The following is a 24623-nucleotide window of genomic DNA, read 5'->3' as shown; positions in this document are numbered from 1 at the left end:
TACTTATTTTTCCTTTTTTTGAAAAGTGGTTCCATTCCAAATGTATTCAGATTGGTAATATTCATGAGAACTTTCATCATCAATATCGAAACTATGAGTTAGTTCGATGATTGTATTTGGTTTTCCTTTTGTGACTTTACGGTTTATTTTTTTATCTGCCGGTAAACTTTCAGTTGGAAGTACGAGCCATGATTCCGCACAAGAAGGTGGATCACAAGCACCAGGATTCCAAGAAAACTGTGAAACAAATTTTAAGTCTTTATCTAATGTAAATATTTGTTCGTTTGTGTATCCGTATTCTATCTCAGAAAATACAAGATACTTTAATCCAAACATTGCAACGGGGGAAGGTGAAAAAGAAGACGGTTGGTAGATAGTATGATCCCAACTTTCGCTGCTCATTGGTCCAACATCCCAAGTGCCTTGTGCCAACAATTGATTTTTTTGGATTAGTTTTAATTCCAGTTTTCCAATCTGAATGCCTAAGTTGCGTGCTAATATGGTTTTATCATTCCATTCAAAAGAATAATCAGCAAGTAACCCTCCCCAAACATATCCTATCTCTTTTTCGGATTGGACTTGGTACCAAAATTCTTTTACTGAATTCTGTTCTAGGATTTGGTTCGTTTTTGCGATAATTTTGACGGAATCACCAATGGAAAGTTTCTTTAAAACTTTCGCATTTACATTGTTTGTTTCTCTTAAGTTGATATTGTCGCCAAATGTTAAATAGGTGGAGCCAACAGTTTTTTCGTGAATGTAGTGATCCCAATGGTTTTCAGAAAAAATGGGAGAAACAAAAATTACGAGTAGAGTGTAGAGTAAATATTTGTAACCCGACATAGTGCAAAAAATAGGGAACAGAGTCTTATGAGTCGATCTCTTTTCAGGAGGAATGGTTTTTTTCTTAAGAAGATAGGTCGATAATGGTAGTGTAGGTTTTTTTCCTCTCAAAGGATAGTGAATGATACTCGCACAAGTGTTAAAACCATATTCGATAGAGCAAATTCGTTTGTTAGAAGAAAAGATGAATACTTATGAAACATGGGTATTTGTTTTGGTTTTGTTTGTTGCCGTACTTGTCCTAATCACTGTCATGCAAAGGCTGACGATTGCAAAATTAAAAACTTTGGAAGGTATTAAAACAAAGTCTTCTCTTAAAGAAATCACAGCGTTATCCAATCACAACTTATCTGCTTCTGATGAATTTAATATTGCAGACATTCATACCATCACACAAACCCCGATCCAAACAGCAATGACCGTATTTGGGAAAGATTTACCGGATCCAGGATTAGTATTTAAGTATGTAGTTCCATTAAATGTAAGTAAAATCATTACCATTGGACAAACGGAAGGTAGTGTGATCACAAGATCCACTGAAGTTTTGGATCACCACCTAACGATTGATATAAATTCTGTTGATGTTTCTAATTTGGAAATTTTATCTTATAGTTTAGAGTTTCGAAGAGAGGGAAAGGTTTTGTTACAACTCCCTGGTGAAAGAGATTTTCATGAAATGAGTATACGCGAAAGAATTCATTTATCTAAAGATTTATCTTTTGGGGAAGAGCGATGTTATGAATCTTTGGATCTAAGAAATCCCATTCGATTCAGGATTGGAAATCGTCTCTCCGCTGACGGTAAGTTTAAAGCAGGATATTTTGAGTTTCATTTGTATACTAAGGATGTTTTCGAAAAAACGGTAAACGGAACCAAACGAATTGAAAAACATTTTTATTTGAAATTAGTTAAGATTTTTCCCGGATACGATACAGCCGGTCAGACAAAAGAAGGACTGGTTCCGATGCTTGCGCGGTTTCGGGGGGAAGGTGCGAATCTACTCTCCCCGCCCTGATTAGGGTGGGGAACTAGACCCGCCACCCAATACGTCCTCTCTACCACATCTTTTCCTTTCCTACAAATCCCTTTCTAAAAACCAAAAATTCTTTTCCAATAAGTTCATCTTTTCTGCAAACTATGGATCTCCGATTTCACATTATAGCGACTCCGCATTTCATATTGATCAAAAAAGTAATCTGTTTGAAAGAGCCGAATGGTTTCAGAAAAATGATCTAAAACTTGGCTGCGTCCCTTCCGGTAGTCTTCGTCTGAGTAAATGGAATATTCATTCCGGATATTTTTGGTGTATTCTAAGTATTGGTTTTCTTCACTTCCTAAAATAGAAAGATCCATATCTAAAAAATATTTGGTGTCAGTGTTTGAATTATCACCTAATCGATGTGATTTGGTAGCCAGGATATGATTGCTACAAACGCTAACTCGTTCTTTTCTGATTCCTAATTCCAAAAGTCTTTTTTCAGCAATCTTTGCGCTTTCCTCTTCGTTCGTTTTAGATTTTGGGTCATAGACCAAATCATGATAGTAGAAGGCAAAGAGAACCATTTCTGAATCTTCAAGTTTGGCTTTAACTGTTTCAAATTCACCTAACATTTGGTAAAGATGGTTTAAGTTGTGGTAGGCGCGGTGTGGTTCCGAATATCTGGTTTCGATTTCGTTCCAGAGGGAATCGGAAACAGTTCGGTTAGAAGATGGGTAGTTTGAGAGTAAAGAAACAAACCTGTCTTTGCATTCTCTTTGAATGTTCATGTTCCAAAACCCAAATCAGAAAGGCAATGTGGGTCTAAATAGTTAGCATTTCTCTAGTGCTATTCCTGATAGATCTACAAATTTAGAAGCATTTCCATGAATGTCGATTCCCACCAGATTTCCTTGTTCGTCCAAATCAATATTGATATCTTTTGTGATTTCCTTTGTTTCAAATGAAGTTTTTTCTGCTAAGTCGATATAGATTGAATCTGTTTCTTGATAATGTGTGATCTTCATGGTTTAAAACCTCTATCGAAAAAGGCATTGTGGAATGTGAATCCATCCTCTAGGACTATGACTCTAAGGTATTTTTGCGAATGGTCAATCCATTTCCATAACCGGATTCGTCCATCTTCTTGAATCTCCATAAAATCTGGAGAATGAAATGTCTCTATGACCCAAATGATTTGGATTTCAGGTCGTTTTCTTAAAACTTCATTTTGAAAGTAAGGAGTAAATTCCACTCACTTTCTTGGGTAATTGATTATATGTTTTGGGTCTCACCCCAAAACAAAAAAAGCCAAGGTTTCCCTTGGCTTTTTCCTTTCGATCTTTCGAACGAACTTATCCGAATTTTAAATTCGACTTAAGCTCTTTCTACGATCATTGATCCTGCGATCCCACCATGTGCACATGCAGTCACGAGCACTTTTTTCACGTCTTTGTTTTCTTCAAAGTCCATGATAGCGTTGTGAAGGAGTCTCACACCAGTAGCACCAAACGGGTGTCCAATGGAGATGGATCCACCGTTCGGGTTGATTTTTTTCTCATCAAATTTCTTTTCCCAGTCAAGACCAGTCCTAGTTTTGATTTCTTCAAGAGCCGCAACTGCAGTCGCAGCAAATGCTTCGTGGATTTCGATGATGTCGATGTTTTCGATTTTATCACCAGTTTCCCCAAGAAGTGCAATGGTTGCTTCTGCTTGGCCAAGACCCATAAGGTTTGGATCTACACCACGCATGTTAAAACCATTCACATAAGCTTTTGCAGTAAGACCTAATTTTTTAGCCGCATCTTCAGATGCTACAATGATACCAGCCGCTCCATCAGAACGTGGGCTTGCATTGAAGATAGAAAGAGTTGGTCCATGAGATTTCTTTAAGTATTTGCTGTATTTTTCTTTGAACTGGTCAAATTTCATTTGAGGGTTGTCAAAGAGTAACATCGCGCGACCCATACGAGTAGGGTTTTTCACAAGACCTTCACGAAGAAGAACTGCTTCGTCAGCTTGTAACATGTTCCCTTCATCATCTTTCACTTCCATAATATATGGTTTGTAACGACCTTCTTGAGTGGCATCAAAGGCACGTTTGAAAGATTCGTAAGCTACTTTGTCTTGTGTTTCGCGAGCGAGAGCGTAGTTTTGTGCGAGAATTTCTGCCGTTACTTGCATACCGAAAGAAGTTTCCCCATCACCAAGACCGTCTTCTAGTGTATCACGAAGTTCTACACCTTCAGGAAGGTCGTTTGGAAGAAGTTTTACAAGTGAATCTAAACTGTTTGTTTTTTTGTTAAGACGAGCATTTTTCACAACAAATGGCATAGAAGTTTGTGATTCTTCACCAATGACTAGGAAAACTTTTCCTTCACCAAGGGAAATGCGGCGAGTTGCTTCCGCAACGGCTTCCAAACCAGATACACAGTTGTTTGCTACTGTAAGACAAGGAATTTCCATAGGAAGTCCAAGCAAGTTTGCAATCACGCGTGCCGAGTTAGGTGCGTTAGAAAAACCTTCTCCCACGATCACACCGTCAATATCAGTCGGTTTTAAACCACTGCGTTTCATAACTTCTTCACCAACGAGTTTTCCAAGGTGGTGTCCAGAGTACTGCGAGAGTGCCTTTCCAATTTGAGCAAAAGGAGTTCGTGCAGGTGCTGCGAGTACTATCTTTTGTGTTACTTTCATATAAAATCCCTTCTTCCTTTCTTTAGACTAAAACTTTAGTTACCTTAAAAATTACTTCGCAAGCCACTTCATCATCGAACGTAATTTCGTTCCTACTGCTTCGATTGGGTGAGCCGCATTTTTTTCTTTGAGTTTTTTGTATTCAGGGTATCCAGCTTTTGTATCCGCCATCCAACGTTTAGCGAACGCTGCACCTTTATCTTTTTGGATATCAGTGAGAACGTCTTTCATACGAGCTTTCACACCAGCATCAATGATACGTGGTCCACTGATATAATCTCCATACTCTGCCGTATCAGAGATGGAATAACGCATACGAGCAAGGCCACCTTCATAAATCAAATCAGTGATGAGTTTCACTTCATGTAAACATTCGAAGTAAGCGATTTCTGGATCGTAACCTGCTTCTGTTAGTGTTTCAAATCCACTCATAATGAGGTTTGCCACACCACCACAAAGAACTACTTGTTCCCCAAAAAGGTCAGTTTCTGTTTCTTCACGGAAAGATGTTTCTAAAATTCCAGCTCTTCCTCCACCAACTCCACTTGCGTGAGCAAGGGCACGAGCTTTTGCTTGGCCAGTGGCATCTTGGTAAATAGCAATTAAACAAGGAACTCCACCACCTTCTGTGTAAACACGGCGAACGAGATGTCCTGGGCCTTTAGGAGCCACCATATAAACGTCTACGTTTTTAGGAGGAGTGATGAGATCGTAATGGATGTTAAATCCGTGTGAGAATACAAGAGCCTTTCCTTCACTAAGGTTTGGTTCAATCTCCGCCTTATACATGTCAGCTTGGATAGTATCAGGAGCAAGGATTTGGATGATGTCTGCTTTTTTAGCAGCTTCCGCAACATTGTACACTTCAAAACCAGCTTCTTTGGCTTCTTTGACTGATTTAGATCCATCGCGAAGTCCAATAATGACTTTCAAACCAGAATCTTTCATGTTTTGAGCTTGGGCGTGACCTTGGCTTCCGTAGCCAATCACTGCAATGGTTTTACCTTTAAGGAGATTTAGATCGCAACTGTCGTCGTAATAGATATTTGCCATGGATGGGCACACTTCCTGCGGAAAATTTAACTTATTTTTCCATCATTTTTAACTATAAGGAGGGAAACAAGAACGAATTAGGGCGCCTTTCCTTGCTGTCTCCGGACTCCGCTTTCGCTTCGGTCCTTCGGACGGCTACCGCCTCCTTCGCATCAAGGGCGCTTAGTGACATAATATTTTATCCCCGTGACCAGAAATTCACTTACCAAACCAAACAATGGGCATAGGTGATTTCCGCAAATGCGGAAACCCTCCATTGGCGCACGGGAATTTTCACCTTATACTGGATTCATGATGAACAGAATCAATTTAGAATCCGTTGAAAAACTAAACCGTCAAAGGCTCGTTAGGTTTTTTTGTTCCTTGTTTTTTGTAAGTGGTTTGGCAGTACTCGGCGGGGGCTGTGTTAGTGCCAATGGTTACAATGACTACTATTCGGATAGAACTTACGATACAAGAGGTCGAGATTTCCGACATTCTCCCTACCATAGCGGTGGATACTACTACCGACAACCTATGTATGGTTATCCTTACCAAGGTGGGAGGTCTTCTTTCCAATCTCCCCACAATGGTGGCGGTCACAATCCCTTCCATGTCCCTGCAGGAAGATACCATAATGTTGGCAGTCCCGGGAAATGGAGGTTATAGATCTTGGGAAATTTAAACTTTAATACGATCTATTCGGATAGGAATGACAAATTTCGTATATTCTGTCCGAATAGATCGGAGTCAAACTTCCGATTGGTTTCTTCTATTCGTTTTCTTTGTATCTCCGTTTTTCTTTTGATCGGTTGTGCGAGTTTGCTTCCACCCGAAAAGAGAGTGTATCCAAAAAATCCTGTCACTTTGCCAAAGGGTATGGACATCCATCAGTGGATGGAAACTAAGAAGAACCAATACCCAGATCGATTGCGAAGTTATTCTCCGTATCCGGATTCATATAAGATTTTGTTCTATCGAAAGAAATTCACAAATTTAGGATCATTTATTTCCTGTGGTGCGTTTCTTCGCCAAACGAACATTCATGCGATTGAAATCATTGAAATGGTCTCCAATGTAAACTATGCCAATTATGAAAAATCTGTCATCCCGAGAGGTGGAGACCTAGGTCCTATGAATGAAAAGGAAAGGACCGAAATCCTACTTCCTTGTATTGAAGAATTTTTAGAACCACCCCAAACAAAGGAATGATTGATTAGTGAAATATATTTATTTATGCCCAATGATTTTCTTTTATCAATGTGTCTTTGCTAATTTAGAACACCAATTAAAACCATTTTCTGAAAATACTACAAAAGAAAAAATGAGTGAATCCATCACCATCTTAAATCAAAATCGTGTTTTTCATCGTAGAGCTTTTACTGGTTGGATCGAAATGAATCCAATGTTTGGATTGCCTAGAAGTGAATACTTCGTCAAAAAACAAAATGAAATTGGAACCTCTCGTTACCAATGGAAAACAATTTATATTCATAATATAGAAGATAAACATTTTGAACTTACCAATCTGAAGACTGACTATGTGATTTTTGTTGTCGCAAACCATCCGAAAAGTGATTGGGACCAAAAAAGTTTTGGCCAAGTCTTACAAATGTTAACCATTTGTTTGTTCCCTTGCCAAGAAAAACTGAATTTGGAGGTAACAGTTAAGTTGTATCACAAAAACAGATTGGTCTCAGAGAAAAAAACATTGCAGCTTGCCACACGTTTTATAAGTCCCTGGTATGTTTTGATTCCAAATCAGTTTCAAATGCGAGATCACGGAAATTTGTTCGATGAACCGAGTGTTGTCTCTGCGATGTATTTGCAGGGATTCCAAGAAGCCATTGATGAGATTTATTTAAATCTACCGGACGAATTGGCAAAAGAGACAAAGGTTGTGCCTTAAGTGAAAGTGGTAAACCATAGATACGATGTTAGTAGAGGAGAATGTAAGGGAAATGGACTCTAAAATAGCTCAATTGAAAATAAGAAATCAAATGAGACAGAGATTAAGCCGATTTAAAATTGGCTCTTATGGTCTTTTGGTTTGTATCTCCACATTTTTTTTGGTCAGTTGTGCAAGTTTACTTCCACCTGAGAGACGAGTGTATCCCAAGAACCCTGTCACCTTGCCAAAAGGAATGGACATCCATGATTGGATGGATACAAAAAAGAAACAATTCCCAAATCATTTACTAAGCGATTCCCCATATGCCGCCGTATATAAAATCGTATTCTTTCGAAAAGAGAAAACCTTTTTCGGTTCTTATATTTCTTGTAGTGCTTATCTCAGACAAACCAAAGGGAATGCAATTGAAATCGTTGAAATGGCATCTATGGTTAACTATGCAGACTATACCAAATCACTCAGTCGGTTCAATAAAGGTGGAGACTTAGGTCCTATGAGTGAAAAAGAAAGAACGGAAGTTCTTCTTCCTTGTATTGAGGAATTTTTAGAACCGCCGCCGACTTAGGAATCAAACAGAATTAAACTTTGGAAGTCTCTTCGGTAATCCCCGAATAACGTATGAGCCCGAGAGTCAAATCATCTTGGATGGCAGCAATTCCTCCAGAAAGTTGGATGACCGATTGGAAAACTTGGTCTTGGATTTCAAAGAGAGGAAGACTTCGTATATCGCGAATTAAGTGAAGGAGTCTCTCCTCACCAAACATTTGTAATGATTCAGGTTCCCTTGCTTCGGTGAGTCCGTCGGTGAGCATTACAATCAAATCCCCCGTTTCCAATTGGAATCTCTCTTCTTCCGCAAGGATTTCAAAAATGGGGGTAATGATCCTTCCCATTGGTTTTAAACTTACAAGAGCACCCGATTTACGAATGATAAAAAGTGGAAAATGTCCTGCCCGGGCAAATGTGAGAGAACCCGTACCTGTATGAAGGTGGAGTAAACTTGCAGTGACAAAATGTTCCCGAAGGTTGGGGATGATTTGGTGGCGAATCGATTCTAAATTTTCTTTTAGATCCACAGGGTCTTGTTTCCATTTTTCCAGTGATGTTTTGACAAGGGCACTTAATAAGGCAGCGGGGATTCCATGTCCAGAAACATCACAGATAAAAACACCTAACTCTTGTCTTTCGGGTTTCCAAACAATATCATACAAATCTCCACCCACTTTCATCATGGGGATATTTTTAAAAAGGATATCTACACCTAGTGGCAAAATTTCTTTTTGAGGAAAAAGGGATTCTTGGATGCGTTTGGCCATATCCAATTGTTTTTCAATTTCTGTCCTTTGTTCTTCAATCACAGCGGTTCTTTCTAAAACCTTTTGTTCTAATTCTTCATTGGCCTTTTCTTTTAGTTCATTTAAAAACTGTAAGGACTTTAAGGAAGCAAGTTGTGCCCTTTCTCTTTCCCTTGTGGCTGTGACAAGGAAGTAAGCAATCCCGCTGATACAAAATAAAAACGCATCCAAAAAAATTAGGGAATCGTTGATGGAGAGCCCACTCGCGTCTCTTCTTGCAAAAACACCTTTTCCTTCAATGGTAAGTGTAACGGCTGTAAAGGCGAGGACAACTGTGGAGAGTGTGGCTCCAAATTGGCGAAACCGAATGCTTGTGACAATGACAAAGGGAATGGGTAAAAAGAGTAAAGGCCATTCATCGCTAAAAGCTATAGACCCAGAAATGTAAACTAAAATGATCCAAAGTAAAAGTTCGATTTGTTTGCGAAGTTCTAATTTTAATTTTGCTTTGGGATGAAACCAAACATAAAGCAATGGTGCAACGATGAGAAAACCAAGCATTTCTCCCGAAAACCAAGTGAAGAATACATTGAAATAAAGTTCACTCGATAAAAAATCCCAATACCATAAACTCGTAACACCCATAATGGTGCTCACAAAAGATCCAGGAAAGGTTCCGATGCTTAAGAAATAAATTAAATCCTTGGTGGAGTAAATCGGATCACTTTTTTCTGTGACTCGTTTGATGATTCGATAATTGATATAACTACTGAGTGTATTTCCGATCCCAATCAGGAATGCTGTTTGCAGATGCGGATTGTTAAAAAAATTGGCAACAGTGGCACCTAAATAAATTCCAGGCAATGCAACAGGGCCAAGAAGGAGAAGGGAAGCAAGACCAACACCTTCTGGGGGCCAAACAGGGGAAACTTGGCTATTTAAGAAGGCAATTTTAAATCCAATCTGTGCTGAGATGAAGTACCCAATAAAGATGATGGGTGTCCAAATAAAAATTCTTGTATATAGGACAGTCTTCATTCGGATTGAAGCATTTCCCATTCCTCCATTTTGTAAAGAATTTCCGTTTCTATCTTTTGGATTTCTTCAGATATTTTTTGAAGTTCCGTATGATCATTTGCGAATGTACTCAATTTCGTTTCTAATTCTAGTTTTGATGACTCGAGTTTGGCAATCTCTGTTTCTAATTTAGAAAGTTTCTTCTGGTCTTGTTTGGATTTTGAGGGTTTCTCCGATCCAAGTGGAGTTGGCAAAACTTCTTTTGGTTTTTGGGAACTAGGTTCAGCTTCTAATTCTAAAGAATCATTTTCTAAAAAGGAAGAAAATGTTCCAATGAAATGATCCAACTTACCTTCTTTTCGAAAGACAAGTAGACTTTCTGCTGTGCGGTCTAAAAAATAACGATCATGGGAAACAATCACAACGGTTCCCGGAAATTCATCTAAAAATGATTCTAAAACAGAAAGTGTTTGGATGTCCAAATCATTGGTTGGTTCATCTAAGATGAGAAAGTTTGGACCCGTCATAAGGATCTGAACCAGAAATAGCCTTCTTCTTTCGCCTCCCGAAAGTTTGGCGATGGGTGTGTATTGTAATTTCCCATCAAAAAGAAATCTTTCTAACATCTTTGCTGCTGAAATTTTTTCACCAGATTCGGTTTCGATCATTTCACCAGCAACATCTTTGATATAATCGAGCACATTTCGTTCCAGTGGAAGTTCGGAACTAGTTTGGTCAAAGTATCCCACCTTGGTATTAATCCCTGGTTTGATGTACCCACTATCGGGTGTAATGCGGCCAGACATAAGGTTGAGAAGTGTAGATTTGCCAATTCCGTTTGGCCCAATGATTCCGAGTCGTTCTTTCGCTTTAAAAGTATAAGTGAAATCGTTGATGAGTAATTTGTCAGCAATCCCCTTTTTTAGATTATGAATTTCTAAAATGGTTTTCCCTTGGCGTTTGGCGGCCACACTCAGTTCTAGATCTTTTTGTATTTCTCGTTTTTCTCTGTTTTGGAGGTCGCTTGCACGATCAATCCTTGCTTTTTGTTTGGTGGAACGTGCTTTGGGTTGGCGTTTCAACCACTTCACTTCTTGTTTGAGAAATTGTTTGATTTTATCTTCTTGTTTTTGAAGGGTTTCTTCTCTTTCTACTTTGCGTTCTAAATAAATAGAATAGTTCCCTTCATATAAAAAATGACTACCGCGGTCCAGTTCCAAAATTTTGGTAACAATTCGATCCAAAAAATACCGGTCGTGTGTGATGAGTATAATTGCCTTGTCGAGCCCCGCCAGATATTCTTCTAACCATAAAATAGATTTTACATCCAAATGGTTTGTTGGTTCATCTAAGATCAGTAAATTACTTTCATCAATGAGGGATTTGGCAAGTTCTACTTTTTTTAACATCCCACCAGACAACTCAGACATTTTTCTTTCTAGTTTTTCGACACCTAACTCTTTTAATATGGATTTGATTTGTTGTTCGTAATCCCAAGCAGAAAGTCTGTCCATTTCTTGTGAGGCATTGGTAAACTCATCATCGAGTCCTTCTTCACCTTCACTCATTCGTTCGCAGATATCTTCATATTTGCGGATGGTTTTGACTAATTTGTTATCACCTTTATAAATATGATCAAGGATGGTTTCCTTTGGATCAAAGATAGGATTTTGATCGAGGATCGAAATTTTAAGGTTATTGTTTTTGATGATTTGTCCGGAATCTGTTTCTTCTTTTCCAAGAAGAGCACGAAGGAGAGTGGACTTACCCGATCCATTAATCCCGACAATGGCGAGTTTTTCTCCTTCACTAATGGAGAAGTCGAGATTTGAAAAAAGTTTTTTTTCGCCGATGGTTTTGGAAAGTTTGGATACGGAGACTAGCACAATGTCCATGAGATGGAATGAGGCTCAATCGGACAATCGTATTCAATATTTTGTTACGAATGTACATCTGATTTATCGACTTTGTCTTGGATTTTAAGACCTTCGGATTTTTCGCATTCTCCCTATCTCCTGCCAAGGACTTACTAGCATATATGTTATCGAATGGACAAGATGAATTTTATAGTTCGATCCTCGGTCGGCAATCCATCCCCGAAACTGTGGTTGGTGGCAAACAAGTGGCCAGTCGGTTTTTGGAAGAATTGTTTTCGATTCTTTTTTCTGGATACCATTCCGAACGTAACTTTACTTCTAAAGACCAAATCGTAGACCAGTTGGAACTCTTTCGTATCCGTTGGAAAAACTTATTAGAACCTTACTCTGCTTATGCGGATAGGGAGTTTGGAAGGATCATTCCTTTGGATGATATTTTGCATAACTTCATTGCCAAACTTCCTGGTTTGTACCAATGGATGTGGGAGGATGCGGAAGCTGCATTTTTAGGAGATCCTGCTGCCGAAAGTATCCATGAAGTGATTCTCGCCTATTCAGGGTTTTATGCCGGTGCTGTGCACAGGGTGGCAAATTATTTTTTTAAGTCTGATTTGCCTATCTTTCCAAAACTTTTATCTCGTGTGGCACATGAAGCAACAGGGATTGACATCCATCCTGGTGCCGAAATTGGTAGGGCATTTTTTATGGATCATGGAACAGGAATCGTGATCGGAGAAACCACACGTATTGCAGACAATGTAAAAATTTACCAAGGTGTGACTCTTGGAGCACTTTCAGTAAACAAGTCTTTGGCGAAACAAAAACGCCATCCGACGATCGAAGAGGGAGTTGTGATTTATGCAGGGGCCACCATCCTTGGTGGGGAAACTATTATCGGCAAACAGTCGATCATCGGAGGGAATGCTTGGATCACTCAAAGTATCCCTCCTTATTCCGTTGTGTATCAAAAATCAGAAGTGAGAGTCCGAAGTGCAAATGAAATCCAAGGTTTGGATTTTACCATTTGAACTAGAACCAAATCGCTAAATACCAATCCTGTTCCGACTTCCTAACTCGTACAACACTCGGATGAGTGCATCAATGTCTTCACAAGAATTGTAAAAGGCAAGTGATGGCCTGACTGTAGATTCCAATCCAAACCTTCTTAAGATCGGTTGGGCACAGTGGTGGCCTGCACGTACGGCAATTCCTTCTTCGGCGAGTTTTTTTCCGATCTCTTCTGTTTTGAATCCATCTACCACAAAGGACAACACTCCCGCTTTCTCCTTGGCAGTTCCGATCAAACGTAAACCTGGAACCTTTAACAATTCTTTGGTGCCGTATTCCAATAGATCATGTTCGAAGGCTGAAATTTGTTTCATCCCAAATCGGTTCAGATATTCAATCGCTGCTCCAAGTCCTACCGCATCAGCGATGTTACCTGTTCCTGCTTCAAATCGAAACGGTGCCTCTTGGAAGGTTGTATGATCAAAGTTGACATCCCTAATCATATTCCCACCACCTTGCCATGGAGGCAAACTGTCGAGGATGGCTTTTTTTCCGTAAACCACACCGATTCCAGTAGGTGCAAAGAGTTTGTGGCCACTAAACACAAAGAAGTCACAATCAATTTCCTGAACATTCACCGGCATATGCGATACGGACTGTGCACCATCCACAATCACAAGAGCCCCCACTTTATGAGCCGACCTTGTCATCTCCTCCACAGGAACCACGGTTCCCAAAGCATTGGAAACTTGTGTGATGGAAACAATTTTTGTTTTAGAGTTTAACAGACGTTCGTATTCGCTAAGGATGATTTGTCCAGAATCATCTACGGGTGCCACTTTTAACTTAGCACCTTTTTTGGCACAGACCATTTGCCAAGGAACAATATTGGCATGGTGTTCTAAGTGGGTGATTAATATTTCATCACCAGCTTGGATCTGTTTGTCGGAGATGATATTCGAAAGGAGATTGATTCCTTCCGTGGTTCCTCTCACAAAAACAATTTCCTCTACACTCCCTGCACCAATAAATCCTTGGACCAGTGACCTTGCTTTTTCATAGGCATCCGTAGATCTTGCTGCCAAAGTATGAGCTGCACGATGGATATTCGAATTTTCATGCAGATAAAAATGAGATAACCTATCTATCACCGAAGTTGGTTTTTGTGTTGTCGCTGCATTATCAAGCCATACCAAAGGTTTTCCATTCACAGTTTCTGTAAGGATAGGAAAATCTCTTCTAACTCCCGCCAAATTCCCACCACCTGACTGTGGTATGTCGATCGTGGGAAAGGACTGAAAATCAGAATAGGAAAAACCTGTGTCTGTTAATTTTAAGTCTTCTAAATAAGGTAAGGACTCTTTTGGTAAATTTTGCGAATGTAAGTCATTTGATGGAAACCCTGCTGTGGGAAAGTTACTACCACCAAACGATTGCAAAACTCCAAACATTTCCTTCGCCATTTTTTCTAATGTTTTTTCATCAGGAAATGGAAGAGAAGATACATTCCCAATTGAGTCCGGCTTTAGTTTTAAAAAACTCGGATCATTGGTATTCATAATAATTTCCCACATCTACATTGTCGAGTGCTGCAATGGCATCGTCAGTAAGTATCGCTGCCGAGCAGTAAAGAGAAATCAAATAAGAACCAATGGCAGATCGGTTGATCCCCATAAATCGAACGGAAAGTCCAGGAGTTTGTTCACCAGGTAAATTGGATTGGTATAAACCCACAACCCCTTGTTTTTTTTCACCAACTCTTAAGAGTAAAATACTAGATGTTCCTTTCGATGATTTCGGATTTGTTTCTCCATTCACAAGAAGTTTGTCTGTAGGAATAAGTGGAAGTCCTCTCCATGTTAAAAACTGTGCACCAAACAATGTGACGGTGGCCGGTGGAACTCCTCTTCTTGTGCATTCACGACCAAAGGCAGCAATGGCAAGTGGGTGTGCTAAAAAGAAAGATGGTTCTTTCCAAACCTTAGTAATTAAATCATCCAAATCATCAGGAGTAGGTGGTCCTTTGCGAGTGCTGATTCCTTGGTGAGCCGGAACATTTTTTAATAATCCGTAATCTTCATTATTGATAAGTTCCAATTCTTGTTTTTCTTTTACACTTTCGATTGCCAAACGAAGTTGTTCATTGATTTGTTCGTGTGGGGAACTGTATAAATCGGAAACTCTAGTTTGTACATCAAGGATTGTGGAGATTAAACTAAGGGTGTATTCACGTGGTCTTTCTTCGTAGTTAACAAATGTTTCAGGAAGTTCTTGTTCCCCTTTTTGCCCACAAAGTACATCTACTTGTGTATTGGATTTCACTCGGTTGACACGAAGGACTCCGGCTTCTAAAGGTTTCCAGTCGAGTAACCTAACTAAAAAACGTGGAGTGATAGCACCATACTGTGCATTCGTTTTTACCGTATTTGCCAGTTGGCGTGCGGCTAAGTCTCCCAAAGCGTGTTGGGTTTGTTCTGCCATAAATGACCTCTTTTTTGGAAATGGATCATTTATTGTTGGGATAGTTTTACTTATCGAATACGAGAATCGAAGTTTGGTCTTAAAATAGAATTAAGTTTTGTTTGGTATATTGTACAATTCGTCCATTAGAATTGCGGGTCATTGGATCTGGAGCCAAAGTTTCATTTTTTCGGAGATTGTTTTTAGAACAACAGGTTTGGAGATATAATCGTTCATTCCACAATCCAAACATCGTTCCTCTTCACCTGACAGAGTACCGGCGGTAAGAGCAATGATCGGAACCATTTTTCCGTTGATTAACTTACGTATGGCTTTTGTGGCATCATAACCATTCATCTCTGGCATTTGCACATCCATAAAAACAAGCTGTGGTTCTGTTTGGATAAAATTCTCCACTGCGAGTGCGCCGTTTTCCGCTTCAATGATGATGGTACCTGGTAAAGATTTTTGTACAATGGCTTTGGTTAACATCATATTCACAGGATTATCTTCTACGATCATGATCTTAATTTTTTCGTTTGTTTGGATGGGGTGAACCGGTTCGTAATTGGGTGTGGTCACTTCTTGGTTTTTTCCTGAAACCAATTTTTCCAAACTTTCATATAAAATATTTGTTTGGATGGGTTTTAAAAGAATGGATTGAACTCCAAGTTCTTTGCATCTTTTGTAAATGTTTTCATCATTGGAAGAAGTATGAAGAGATAAGTATGGTTTTTTTAGTTTTTTTGATTCGATTGTCTTTAAAAGACTCTCGATAAAATCTAATCCATTCATTTCTGGCATATTGAAGTCAGAAATAATCACATCATAAGATGTTCCCGAACCAATGACTTCCAAAGCTTCTTTGGAAGATCGAAAACCATCCACACGAATCCCTTTGTAACTTAACATTTCATGAATTACATATAAATTGGTTTCGTTATCATCAAGAACCATTACTGATTTGATTTCACTCAGTTCTGGCTCTGTGTTTCTTTCGTTATCGGCAAGAGTTGTAAGTTTGAAATAAAAACGAGATCCTTTATCTCTTTCTGATTCTAATTGCATTTTAGAGTTGAAGAGATTTAATAATTTACTGGAGATAGAAAGACCAAGGCCTGTTCCACCGAATTGTCTTGTTGTTGATGTATCTGCTTGTGAAAACACTTCAAAGATTTTATCTTGGTTTTCGGGGCTAATTCCAATTCCAGTATCAATCACCTCAAATAAAAATTCATATTCGTTGTTTTCCTTTGGCTCAGCGGAAATTTTGATTTGGATTTCCCCTTTTAAGGTGAACTTCAAAGCATTGCCAATCAAATTCAAAAGGATCTGTCGTAATCTTAGCGAATCGACAAATATATTTCTTGGAACTTTTGGAGAAATGTTGAGAATGAGTTCCAAACCTTTTTCGTATGCTTTATGTTTTACGATTTCTGCAATTTGGTGGAGTAAATCATAAATATTGATTCTCTCCTTATAAAGTTCCATTTTTCCAGATTCAATTTTAGAAAAGTCTAATATATCGTTGATTAAATCAAGTAAGGAGCTGGCAGAAAGATATACTGTTTCCATGTATTTTTTCTGTACTTGGTTGAGTTCAGTTCGCATGAGTAAGTCTGAGAAACCAATCACTCCATTGAGAGGGGTTCGGATTTCATGACTCATATTGGCAAGAAAATCTGATTTTGCCTGAGAGGCTTTTTCTGCGTTTTCCCTCGCAACAATAAGTGCTTTTTCGAGTAACTTCCGTTCGGTGATATCTGTATGAGTGCCGATCATACGAAGTGGTTTCCCATCTTCGGTCCATTCGATTACTTTCCCGCGATCTAAAATCCATTTGTAGGAACCATTTTTGCATAACATCCGATGTTCGTTGACGTAAACGGAAGTTTTCCCTTCAAAATGTTTGTCTAGGTCGGCAAAATAGTTTGGTTTATCTTCGGGATGGACTCTGGATTCCCATTCAGAGATATCTGTTCCAATTTCATCTTCTGAATAACCTAACATATTCTTCCATTGGTTGGAAAAAAACACTTTGTTCGTTTGGGAATTCCAATCCCAAATTCCGTCCCCAGAACCTTCTAATGCAAATTGCCATCGGCTTTCGCTGGCACGTAACGCTTCTTCTGTGGCTTTGTGTGCGGAGATATCAATTCCAATTCCTAAATATCCAGTGATTTCTCCGTTTTTATTTTTTGTAGCTGTGACGACGAGTTGGACAGGGAATTCAGTTTTGTCTTTGCGTACATAAGTCCATTCGTTGGAGTCGTATTCACCTAACTTCGCTTTGTGGATAAACGTATCAAAACCAACAATGGGAATTCCGAATTCATGTGATAAAATGGTAGAACGAGCTTCTATTTCTTCTTGTCTATGGAATATAGCTGGAGTTGTTTTCCCAACAACCTCTTCTGAGTCATACTGTAAATGGTATTCAGCACCTTTGTTGAAGTGAGTAATGATTCCCGTAGTGTCAGCACCAATGATAGTCACATGGGTGGTTGCATCTAAAATAGTTTCTAATTTAGATAGAGCATCTTCTTTTTGTATGTCCAAGTGAACACTTCTTGTAATGTCCTGGAAACTTCCAAATACTCGGATACATTTTCCATCCTTAAATACAGAATGTCCAATGGCTCTTGCCCATTTTAATTTACCCAGTCTTGTTTTGATTTGCAAAACTAAATCGTATGACGTTCCTTTGGCCACTGCCTTGTTAAATGCTTCTTGTAGCATTTGTTTGTGGGCTTCTATTGGGTAGAATTCAAATGCAGTGTCTAATTGTGGAATATAATCTTCTGGTACTTCATGAATGCGTTTTGTTTCTTTTGCCCAAAACAGAGTGTTGGTAGTTAAATCAACATCCCATGATCCTACGTTGGCTGCTGCATTGGTTTCTTCAAACAAAAGTTTAATTCGAGCAAGTTCATCTCTTTGTCTTAAAATTTCTAATTCTTTGTCTTTGCGTTCCGTGATATCAATGAGATAGGAAATTTTTTCGGTAGGAATGGAATTGAAATAACTTACTACGCTATAAACCGAAACGTATATATATTTCCCGTCTTGTTTCTGAAACCGAAATTCTCTTTGGTAAGTTCTTGATTTATTTTTTATATAATCCTTTTCTTCTTGGATCGCCTTTTCTTTGTCATCCGGATGGATGAGTTCATCAGGTTTCAACATCCCTTTTTTGAAATCACCGGTTTGATAACCTAGGTTCAGTGAAACGTTCGGAGACACATAGGTTGTCAAAAACTCTGTATCAAATTTAAAACGAAAAATAACATAAGGACCACTATCCAAAATTACATTTTCAATGCTGAAGTTTGGTTCTCCGCGTAGGATCACTCCCGGTAAGTTTTTGGATTCTAAATAACGGCCCGAGATTCGAAACGGATTTCCCAGTAGGCTTGTTGTGAATTGGAACGGAGTTCTTCTTGCTAGTGTTTCTTGGCAAAGATTGGCAAGGATCAGGGCATCTCTTGGTGTGATATGAAGGTCGTTGATATGTTTTCCAGTGGATATGGAATCTGGTGGCAGATAAAGATTGGGAGAAGTGCGTGAAAATTGAATCTCTAAAAAGGGATCTAGGTAAATTAGGAATTCGTCAAAACTCTCCACAATGGATTGGTAGTTGAAACTTTCTGCCATGAATTGTTATGTCACTTGACCAAAACAATTGGTCCTAAAGAATAATGGATACGATGATGAATCGCCTGTCACTTTCTATTTTTCTCTACGGTATTTCCTTCTTCTTTTCTGGAAATTTGATGAGCCAATCCCTAAGAAATCATGGATGGGTCGTAGCGGGAACAACCACCAAACTTCTCATCCAAGGAAAAGAGATATTAAATGCTCGGGATGAATTTCGATTTAAGACCCCGGAAGGGATGTCTCAAATCCAGGAGATCGATTACTATCTTATGTTAGGGGAATACTATCTTCGCAAAAAAGATAAAGTGGGGATAGCCAACATTCTTTATGATTTAAGAACCAAAAAAGGGGAATACTCTTTTGCTGATTTTTTACTGACTTCTCTTTGGAAACAGTCGCAAGGTGAGGAAGTTCAGGCAATCAAAGTCCTGGATACTTACATTCAAAAAGAACCCAATCTATACTTTCGTAACCTAGCCAAAAATATGCGAACCAATCTTTTTCAAACTGGGGAAGATGAAAAAAAATCCATGATCCGAATGGATTGTCAAAAGAACAAACCTTACTATTCTTTATGCCGCGTTTTCCGTTTGCAGTATTACATTGACCTTCCTTCTGGGAAAGAGAAGGACATGCATAAACATTTTGTAAATATCATGCGGGTTAGTTCTCCTTTTTTTGAAGATCCCAATTTGGAATGGATTCCACTCCTTGACCGAGTTGATGAAGATCTTCCCGCCAAACTTTCCTTTCTTGGTTTTGTCAGAGAAGGAATTCATTTTCAAAAAATGATGATGGATTTGGAAAAAATCACAGATGGATCCATTAGCGAAAATTCAAACGAAAGAATGGCTTTTTTTCAAATTCTTTTGGGTGATTATCCTGCAGCTGAAGAATCACTATTAAATTTTTTAAGATCAGCCAAAGGAAAAAAAACATCCATTTTAAATCGAGTTTATGTTAAGTTAGGTGCTCTTGCCTATTTTCAAAAAGACTATAAAAAATCTTTAGATTATTATTTAAAATTGGATTTAAACAATTGGTCGGCAGACATCCACCATCCTTTTTTGAATGAGCCAATGTCTATCACGGGAGTGAAAGATTTAATTTCTGTATCTCTATACAAAGTGAGTGGATCAGAAGCTGCATTGAAAGCGCTCCAAAAAATCAAAGATCCAGAAAAATTAAGCGAAGCCGATATTTGGCCTAAACTTAGAATTTCTCAGATGTTAATGGACCAAAATCCTGAATTATCCTCTCGAATGACAGATGAAATCATCTACATGGCGCAGGAAAAAAAATGGAGGAGATTGGAATATGCAGCCACTATTTTGCAAGGTTACAACCAAATTTATCGAAAGGAATTTCGTAAGTCCACCATTGAACTAACAAAGAGTAGGGGAATTTTGGATGAAGAAAATGCTTTTTATGCGGCAGAGTTTCTTCGTAACTTTGGTTTTGTTTTTGCACATACCGCTTCCGGAAAAAAAGGCCCAGTGAATGGAAACATTCGTGATGGAGTTTCTGATTATCTACAAAACAATCTCTATGAAGATCTGTATTATATTCGCAACTATAGACCACTTGCTTTTTCAACGGATTTATTTTTTGAATATGCCCTAAGCCATTTGCGTGATGATGGCGATGTTTGGGGTCTTTTGGATTCTCTTTACAAATACAATGCCGTTAAGTGGACTCGGAGTTTGAAAGGAAGTCCACATTCATTGTTCCAAATTCAGTTTGTTGACAAACAATTCCAATACCTCTCGGGATTTTCAACAACAAGAGAATCTAAATTTTTTGATTCCACTTATGCCGATAGTAGAGAAACCGAAAGTCAATTCCAAAGAAAAAGCGAAGAAGAATCGGTAAGGAACTTAGAATCTGCAAAATTACCAACGATTCTTTTGTTACCGTATAAAGAAGATTTTTATCTTTTTACATTTAATCCCAAAGAATCAAAACGAAACCAACTGAGTTGGAAAGTCATTCATTCGCAAAGGCCAGACAATTCAGAAATCATTGATTCAGTGAGAGATCTTATCAATACAAACAAGGATAACGATACTATACAAATTTATTTAAATGAATCAGGCGCAAGTTTAATGCGATCTCTCAAAAAAGAAATGAGAGAAATTCAAATTGTGTTTTTCTTTTCGCTTTTGCCAGGTTCTGACCCTCACAAACCTCTTGGTGTATTTTCTTGGAAATGTCCACAAAACATGCGCTCTCTGGAAGGGAGGGGAATGAATCTTGTTGATACAGCTTATTTTGAAGGTTCCAGAATTTTAAAAGAAAAAGAAAGACTGCACCTTTGGGATTTTCCAGCAAACACAAGTTCAATGAATCAGGTTACAAACCTTTCCTGGTCTTGTAAATCTGACTCGGGAAATATAGAAGAGATTCCTTTTTTAAAACTATTCCGCAGAATCGACTATCGAACAGTTCCTCGTATGGTTGTGTATACGGAACGTGTCATTGGGAAATCTTGGTCAGATTATTCTTGGCACTACCAATGGTTGCATTTTTGGTTTCGTTCTGGGACAAAAAAAATTGGATACATGCCAACACTTCCTGTTTTAGATTCAGGTTCTGTCTCGGGTCTCGCAGACCCTTCTAAATACCGAGAAGAGGGAGTTTGGATCCAGGCAACGGTCCAATAAAAGCGACATAATCATTGAGAAATCCTTTGGACGAAATCCCTAGATCCTCTCCATTTCTGGCAAAAATGAGCCAAAATGTAGGCGACACTGGGAGATCGGTCCAAAATACTTAATTCTATTCCTCATACCAATGGACCCTGATCATAATACTTTAGTGGTGTTCGAGTTTCTATGGAAATAATCGGCATCTTTCTCATCTTCCTCCTCGTCTTTGTCAATGGTTTCTTCGTCGCTGCCGAATTTGCCATGGTTTCCATCCGGCCTTCTCGTCTTGAGGAGCTTGTCAAAGAAAACAGAGCCATGGCTCTTCTGACTAAAAAAGCCGTCTCAAAAATCGACGATATGTTGTCGGTTTGCCAAGTGGGAATCACGGTTGCAAGCCTACTTCTCGGATGGATTGGAGAAGCTTTGTTTGCCAGTGTTGTTTCTGGTTTCCTTCATATGTTCCAAATTGAATTGGATCTTGTGACCATCCATAGCATCTCGATCGGAGTTTCCTTTACTCTCATTACACTTTTGCATGTGATATTAGGAGAACTTGTTCCTAAAACCTTAGCCATACAAAACACAGAGGCCATTGCGCTTGGTGTTTCTGGACCAATGTGGTTATTCTACTATTTGTTTTTTCCTGTCACTTTCATTATGAATCGTTTGGCAGGAGGGATTCTTACACTCTTTCGTTTACAACGAACTGGTGACAAGTATGTTCATTCAGCAGAAGAACTCATGATTATCATCGAGGAACAAAGGAAACAAGGTCGGATTGACAATGCAGAGATGCAACTCATCCAAAAGACTTTTGATTTTTCAGAACATACTGCCAAAGATGTAATGACACATAGGCTTTCGATCATTGGGATTTCACAAGAATCAACAATCGATAAAATGCTACCGCTCATCGCCGAACATAGTTTTTCAAGATATCCCGTTTATGACCAAACCTTAGATCGCATTGTTGGGATTGTTCATGTGCAAAAATATTTAAAATGGCAAGCGGCCCATCTTTCTGCCAAAGGCAAAAAAGAAAAAATTACAGTCATTATGGAAAAGGATTTTGTGAAAGTTCCAGAATCTATGTCCATCGAACGAGTGATGACAAAACTCCGTGAGAAAAAACAACACATGGCAATTGTCATTGATGAATATGGTGGAGTTTCCGGCTTACTTACGTTAGAAGATATTATTGAAGAATTTTTTGGTGAAATTCGTGATGAAACAGACACAGATGAAGTGGATGTAACTTCGAAGAACAAAAAAACAAAAGCAATCACCTTAGATGGAGAAACGGAACTTTCTAGTTTGTCTGGCATTTTGGAAGGGGAAGAACCTTCTGATATGGAAGAAGTGCGAACCATTGCCGGTTACTTTATGGAAAAGAACGAAGATATGCCAAAAGAAGGTAGCATTGTTCAAATCAAAAAAGGAAGCCTGAAGGTAAAAAAAATGGAAGGAAATAAAATTATCTCCATATTGTTTACTCCTAAATTAGAAGAAGATAACGATTCCGAATTGGAAAGAGAACTTTCCTACGAGGACAGATAAATGAAAGAAATTGTGATTGCTGTCTCTGGATCCATAGCTTCTTACAAGGCTTGTGATTTGGTAAGAGGGCTTACCAAACAAGGATATCCAGTTCGTGTGATCATGACTTCCAATGCCACCAAATTTGTTGGAAAAATTACATTCGAAGCACTAACGGGAAAACCAGTCCGAGTGGATGAGTTTGATACGGGTATGGCTCATATCGAAATCAAAAACATTGCCTCAGTTTTTGCTGTGGTTCCAGCTTCGGCAAATATCATTGGAAAAATGGCCAATGGAATCGCCGATGATTTAGTCACTTCAACCTATTTAGCTTGCACCTCTCCCGTGTTAGTTGCTCCTTCTATGAATCCTGGCATGTATTTGCACCCTGCTGTCCAAAGAAATTTAAAAACCCTTACATCGGATGGAGTGAACATCGTCTCTCCCGATAAAGGGATTGTGGTTTGTGGGGATGAGGGATATGGCAAACTGGCTACGGTTGAATCCATCATGGAACAAATCATCAAACTCCATATAGCCAATTCATGAATCTAAAATTCAAACGAGTCATCGTCACCTCTGGGCCCACTCGGGAATGGATTGATCCAGTGCGTTATATTTCCAATGCTTCTTCGGGAAAGATGGGTTATGAAATCGCCACTTCCTTTTTGAAATACCCTGTGGAAGTTGTGTATATTCATGGCAATACCTTGGAACGTTATTCCCATGTTGCGGGAGCCGTTCGGAACATTGAAGTAGAAACCACAATCCAATTAAGAGATGCCGTTTTATCAGAAATCACAAACGATAGTTTGCTTGTGATGGCAGCGGCCCCAGCAGACTTTCGTCCGATTATGACTGCAGAACATAAAATCAAAAAGGAAAAAACTTCGGAAGGGACAAAGGGACTACTTCTTGAGTTAGAAGAAAATCCTGATGTGTTACAACAAGTAACAGAATTCGTTGCAGAACATAAAATTTTAAATTCTCTTCGAGTCGGATTTGCTGCTGAAACAAGAGAATTAGAGCGACATGCAAAAGACAAACTGGTTCGGAAAGGCCTTAATTATATTGTTGGAAACTACGTTGGTTCAGGAAAAGGTTTTGGTGAAGTGGATTCTACAGTTCGTATATTTGGTGTTAGTGGTTTAGAAAAAGAAATCGGCCCACTCCCCAAAGAGAAAATTGCAGAAGAACTTGTTTCCTTTTTAGTGTCCGTTTGATTTAGATCCAAATCCAAAAGCAAAATATCCTGCAAGAAGAATCAGTCCAAAACTAACGATATAGTTCCATTTAATTTTTTCTCCCAAAAATACTGTAGCAAAGACTATAAATACAAAAATGGTCACCACTTCTTGGATGATTTTGAGTTGAAACCCTTCAAATTTATATACGGTATATCCAATGCGGTTGGCAGGAACCATGAGTACATATTCAAAAAAAGCAATTCCCCATGAAAACAAAATGATATAGAACATATTGTTTGACTTTGCAAATTTTAAATGTCCATACCAAGCAAAGGTCATAAAGATATTAGAAAGTACGAGTAGAAAGATGGTTAACATAAAGTTCTCTTATTTGTTATATTTGAATGATGAATGGATAAATGATTGATTGATAAGATATTTTGAGACCTGCAAACATAAACAAAATTTTAGTTTT

General features: G+C 38.7%; 22 protein-coding genes. 10 read left to right on the top strand and 12 right to left on the bottom strand.

Going from position 1 to position 24623, the window contains the following annotated elements; all coding sequences use genetic code 11:
• Positions 1 to 3: 3 nt before the first annotated feature.
• A complete protein-coding gene (locus tag EHQ47_RS02540) occupies positions 4 to 843 on the bottom strand; it encodes an SH3 domain-containing protein (protein ID WP_135748358.1) in 840 nt (279 codons plus the stop codon).
• A 121-nt stretch (positions 844 to 964) separates the two neighbouring features.
• Here EHQ47_RS02540 and EHQ47_RS02535 point away from each other — a divergent pair, with 121 nt between their 5' ends.
• Positions 965 to 1858: a hypothetical protein gene (locus tag EHQ47_RS02535; protein WP_135748359.1), complete on the top strand. Its 894-nt coding sequence runs from the start codon at positions 965 to 967 to the stop codon at positions 1856 to 1858.
• 104 nt (positions 1859 to 1962) lie between these two features.
• Here the strand turns inward: EHQ47_RS02535 and EHQ47_RS02530 are convergent, their stop codons facing one another.
• From EHQ47_RS02530 to ilvC, 5 genes are all read right to left on the bottom strand, one after another.
• Positions 1963 to 2610, bottom strand: coding sequence for an HD domain-containing protein (locus EHQ47_RS02530; protein WP_135776495.1), 648 nt, complete (start codon positions 2608 to 2610; stop codon positions 1963 to 1965).
• 42 nt (positions 2611 to 2652) lie between these two features.
• Positions 2653 to 2847: a DUF2283 domain-containing protein gene (locus EHQ47_RS02525; protein WP_135748361.1), complete on the bottom strand. Its 195-nt coding sequence runs from the start codon at positions 2845 to 2847 to the stop codon at positions 2653 to 2655.
• Positions 2844 to 3074 carry a hypothetical protein gene (locus tag EHQ47_RS02520; protein ID WP_135748362.1) on the bottom strand — a complete coding sequence of 77 codons (231 nt, stop codon included), beginning with the start codon at positions 3072 to 3074 and terminating at the stop codon, positions 2844 to 2846. The genes EHQ47_RS02525 and EHQ47_RS02520 overlap by 4 nt, the downstream gene beginning before the upstream one ends.
• Before the next feature lie 122 nt (positions 3075 to 3196).
• A complete protein-coding gene (locus tag EHQ47_RS02515; RefSeq protein ID WP_135748363.1) occupies positions 3197 to 4516 on the bottom strand; it encodes a thiolase family protein in 1320 nt (439 codons plus the stop codon).
• Positions 4517 to 4567: 51 nt separating this feature from the next.
• A complete protein-coding gene (gene ilvC / locus EHQ47_RS02510) occupies positions 4568 to 5569 on the bottom strand; it encodes a ketol-acid reductoisomerase (protein WP_135748364.1) in 1002 nt (333 codons plus the stop codon).
• A 240-nt stretch (positions 5570 to 5809) separates the two neighbouring features.
• On the opposite strand from ilvC, the gene EHQ47_RS02505 reads away from it, so the two are divergent.
• From EHQ47_RS02505 to EHQ47_RS02490, 4 genes are all read left to right on the top strand, one after another.
• Complete coding sequence (locus EHQ47_RS02505) at positions 5810 to 6217, top strand: hypothetical protein (RefSeq protein ID WP_135748365.1); 408 nt, start codon at positions 5810 to 5812, stop codon at positions 6215 to 6217.
• Positions 6218 to 6391: 174 nt separating this feature from the next.
• The gene (locus EHQ47_RS02500; RefSeq protein ID WP_244290186.1) at positions 6392 to 6760 is read left to right on the top strand and encodes a hypothetical protein; all 369 of its coding nucleotides are present in this window, start codon (positions 6392 to 6394) and stop codon (positions 6758 to 6760) included.
• 7 nt (positions 6761 to 6767) lie between these two features.
• Positions 6768 to 7457 (top strand): hypothetical protein, encoded by a 690-nt coding sequence (locus EHQ47_RS02495; RefSeq protein WP_244290185.1) that lies wholly within the window; start codon positions 6768 to 6770, stop codon positions 7455 to 7457.
• Positions 7458 to 7548: 91 nt separating this feature from the next.
• Entirely contained in the window at positions 7549 to 8025 is a 477-nt protein-coding gene (locus EHQ47_RS02490) for a hypothetical protein (protein WP_244290184.1), read from the top strand.
• A 13-nt stretch (positions 8026 to 8038) separates the two neighbouring features.
• Here EHQ47_RS02490 and EHQ47_RS02485 read toward each other — a convergent pair whose 3' ends face one another.
• Positions 8039 to 9793: a PP2C family protein-serine/threonine phosphatase gene (locus EHQ47_RS02485; protein ID WP_135748367.1), complete on the bottom strand. Its 1755-nt coding sequence runs from the start codon at positions 9791 to 9793 to the stop codon at positions 8039 to 8041.
• Complete coding sequence (locus EHQ47_RS02480; protein WP_135748368.1) at positions 9790 to 11667, bottom strand: ABC-F family ATP-binding cassette domain-containing protein; 1878 nt, start codon at positions 11665 to 11667, stop codon at positions 9790 to 9792. The genes EHQ47_RS02485 and EHQ47_RS02480 overlap by 4 nt, the downstream gene beginning before the upstream one ends.
• A gap of 143 nt (positions 11668 to 11810) precedes the next feature.
• Between EHQ47_RS02480 and epsC the strand changes: the two genes are divergently transcribed.
• The gene (epsC, locus tag EHQ47_RS02475; protein WP_135748369.1) at positions 11811 to 12677 is read left to right on the top strand and encodes a serine O-acetyltransferase EpsC; all 867 of its coding nucleotides are present in this window, start codon (positions 11811 to 11813) and stop codon (positions 12675 to 12677) included.
• 15 nt (positions 12678 to 12692) lie between these two features.
• On the opposite strand, the gene EHQ47_RS02470 is transcribed toward epsC, so the two are convergent.
• The 3 genes from EHQ47_RS02470 to EHQ47_RS02460 form a co-directional block, all read right to left on the bottom strand.
• On the bottom strand, positions 12693 to 14216 hold the full coding sequence (locus tag EHQ47_RS02470) for a family 2A encapsulin nanocompartment cargo protein cysteine desulfurase (protein ID WP_135776493.1): 1524 nt from the start codon (positions 14214 to 14216) through the stop codon (positions 12693 to 12695).
• Positions 14203 to 15138, bottom strand: a complete 936-nt coding sequence (locus tag EHQ47_RS02465) for a family 2A encapsulin nanocompartment shell protein (RefSeq protein ID WP_135776492.1) — start codon at positions 15136 to 15138, stop codon at positions 14203 to 14205. Before EHQ47_RS02465 ends, EHQ47_RS02470 begins: the two co-directional genes overlap by 14 nt.
• A 138-nt stretch (positions 15139 to 15276) precedes the next feature.
• Entirely contained in the window at positions 15277 to 18771 is a 3495-nt protein-coding gene (locus tag EHQ47_RS02460; RefSeq protein WP_135776491.1) for a PAS domain-containing protein, read from the bottom strand.
• Between the two features lie 56 nt (positions 18772 to 18827).
• Here EHQ47_RS02460 and EHQ47_RS02455 point away from each other — a divergent pair, with 56 nt between their 5' ends.
• The 4 genes from EHQ47_RS02455 (at position 18828) to EHQ47_RS02440 (ending at position 24184) form a co-directional block, all read left to right on the top strand.
• Positions 18828 to 21437, top strand: coding sequence for a hypothetical protein (locus EHQ47_RS02455; protein WP_135776490.1), 2610 nt, complete (start codon positions 18828 to 18830; stop codon positions 21435 to 21437).
• Between the two features lie 171 nt (positions 21438 to 21608).
• Positions 21609 to 22979 carry a hemolysin family protein gene (locus tag EHQ47_RS02450; RefSeq protein ID WP_135748374.1) on the top strand — a complete coding sequence of 457 codons (1371 nt, stop codon included), beginning with the start codon at positions 21609 to 21611 and terminating at the stop codon, positions 22977 to 22979.
• A complete protein-coding gene (locus tag EHQ47_RS02445; protein WP_135697012.1) occupies positions 22980 to 23510 on the top strand; it encodes a phosphopantothenoylcysteine decarboxylase in 531 nt (176 codons plus the stop codon).
• Entirely contained in the window at positions 23507 to 24184 is a 678-nt protein-coding gene (locus tag EHQ47_RS02440) for a phosphopantothenoylcysteine decarboxylase domain-containing protein (RefSeq protein WP_135748375.1), read from the top strand. The genes EHQ47_RS02445 and EHQ47_RS02440 overlap by 4 nt, the downstream gene beginning before the upstream one ends.
• Here EHQ47_RS02440 and EHQ47_RS02435 read toward each other — a convergent pair.
• On the bottom strand, positions 24170 to 24526 hold the full coding sequence (locus tag EHQ47_RS02435) for a DMT family protein (RefSeq protein WP_135697016.1): 357 nt from the start codon (positions 24524 to 24526) through the stop codon (positions 24170 to 24172). The genes EHQ47_RS02440 and EHQ47_RS02435 overlap by 15 nt on opposite strands.
• Positions 24527 to 24623: the final 97 nt, after the last annotated feature.

This window comes from Leptospira bourretii (assembly GCF_004770145.1).
GTDB lineage: Bacteria > Spirochaetota > Leptospiria > Leptospirales > Leptospiraceae > Leptospira_A > Leptospira_A bourretii.
The sequence above is the reverse complement of the archived record's forward strand: the minus strand, read 5'-3'. Positions and strand labels throughout refer to the sequence as shown.

Coding starts and splice junctions, on each gene's coding strand:
- EHQ47_RS02540 (WP_135748358.1), bottom strand. CDS start 843: ATGTCGGGTTACAAATATTTACTCTACACTCTACTCGTAATTTTTGTT.
- EHQ47_RS02535 (WP_135748359.1), top strand. CDS start 965: ATGATACTCGCACAAGTGTTAAAACCATATTCGATAGAGCAAATTCGT.
- EHQ47_RS02530 (WP_135776495.1), bottom strand. CDS start 2,610: ATGAACATTCAAAGAGAATGCAAAGACAGGTTTGTTTCTTTACTCTCA.
- EHQ47_RS02525 (WP_135748361.1), bottom strand. CDS start 2,847: ATGAAGATCACACATTATCAAGAAACAGATTCAATCTATATCGACTTA.
- EHQ47_RS02515 (WP_135748363.1), bottom strand. CDS start 4,516: ATGAAAGTAACACAAAAGATAGTACTCGCAGCACCTGCACGAACTCCT.
- ilvC (WP_135748364.1), bottom strand. CDS start 5,569: ATGGCAAATATCTATTACGACGACAGTTGCGATCTAAATCTCCTTAAA.
- EHQ47_RS02505 (WP_135748365.1), top strand. CDS start 5,810: ATGCGGAAACCCTCCATTGGCGCACGGGAATTTTCACCTTATACTGGA.
- EHQ47_RS02490 (WP_244290184.1), top strand. CDS start 7,549: ATGAGACAGAGATTAAGCCGATTTAAAATTGGCTCTTATGGTCTTTTG.
- EHQ47_RS02485 (WP_135748367.1), bottom strand. CDS start 9,793: ATGAAGACTGTCCTATATACAAGAATTTTTATTTGGACACCCATCATC.
- EHQ47_RS02480 (WP_135748368.1), bottom strand. CDS start 11,667: ATGGACATTGTGCTAGTCTCCGTATCCAAACTTTCCAAAACCATCGGC.
- epsC (WP_135748369.1), top strand. CDS start 11,811: ATGTTATCGAATGGACAAGATGAATTTTATAGTTCGATCCTCGGTCGG.
- EHQ47_RS02470 (WP_135776493.1), bottom strand. CDS start 14,216: ATGAATACCAATGATCCGAGTTTTTTAAAACTAAAGCCGGACTCAATT.
- EHQ47_RS02465 (WP_135776492.1), bottom strand. CDS start 15,138: ATGGCAGAACAAACCCAACACGCTTTGGGAGACTTAGCCGCACGCCAA.
- EHQ47_RS02460 (WP_135776491.1), bottom strand. CDS start 18,771: ATGGCAGAAAGTTTCAACTACCAATCCATTGTGGAGAGTTTTGACGAA.
- EHQ47_RS02455 (WP_135776490.1), top strand. CDS start 18,828: ATGAATCGCCTGTCACTTTCTATTTTTCTCTACGGTATTTCCTTCTTC.
- EHQ47_RS02450 (WP_135748374.1), top strand. CDS start 21,609: ATGGAAATAATCGGCATCTTTCTCATCTTCCTCCTCGTCTTTGTCAAT.
- EHQ47_RS02445 (WP_135697012.1), top strand. CDS start 22,980: ATGAAAGAAATTGTGATTGCTGTCTCTGGATCCATAGCTTCTTACAAG.
- EHQ47_RS02440 (WP_135748375.1), top strand. CDS start 23,507: ATGAATCTAAAATTCAAACGAGTCATCGTCACCTCTGGGCCCACTCGG.
- EHQ47_RS02435 (WP_135697016.1), bottom strand. CDS start 24,526: ATGTTAACCATCTTTCTACTCGTACTTTCTAATATCTTTATGACCTTT.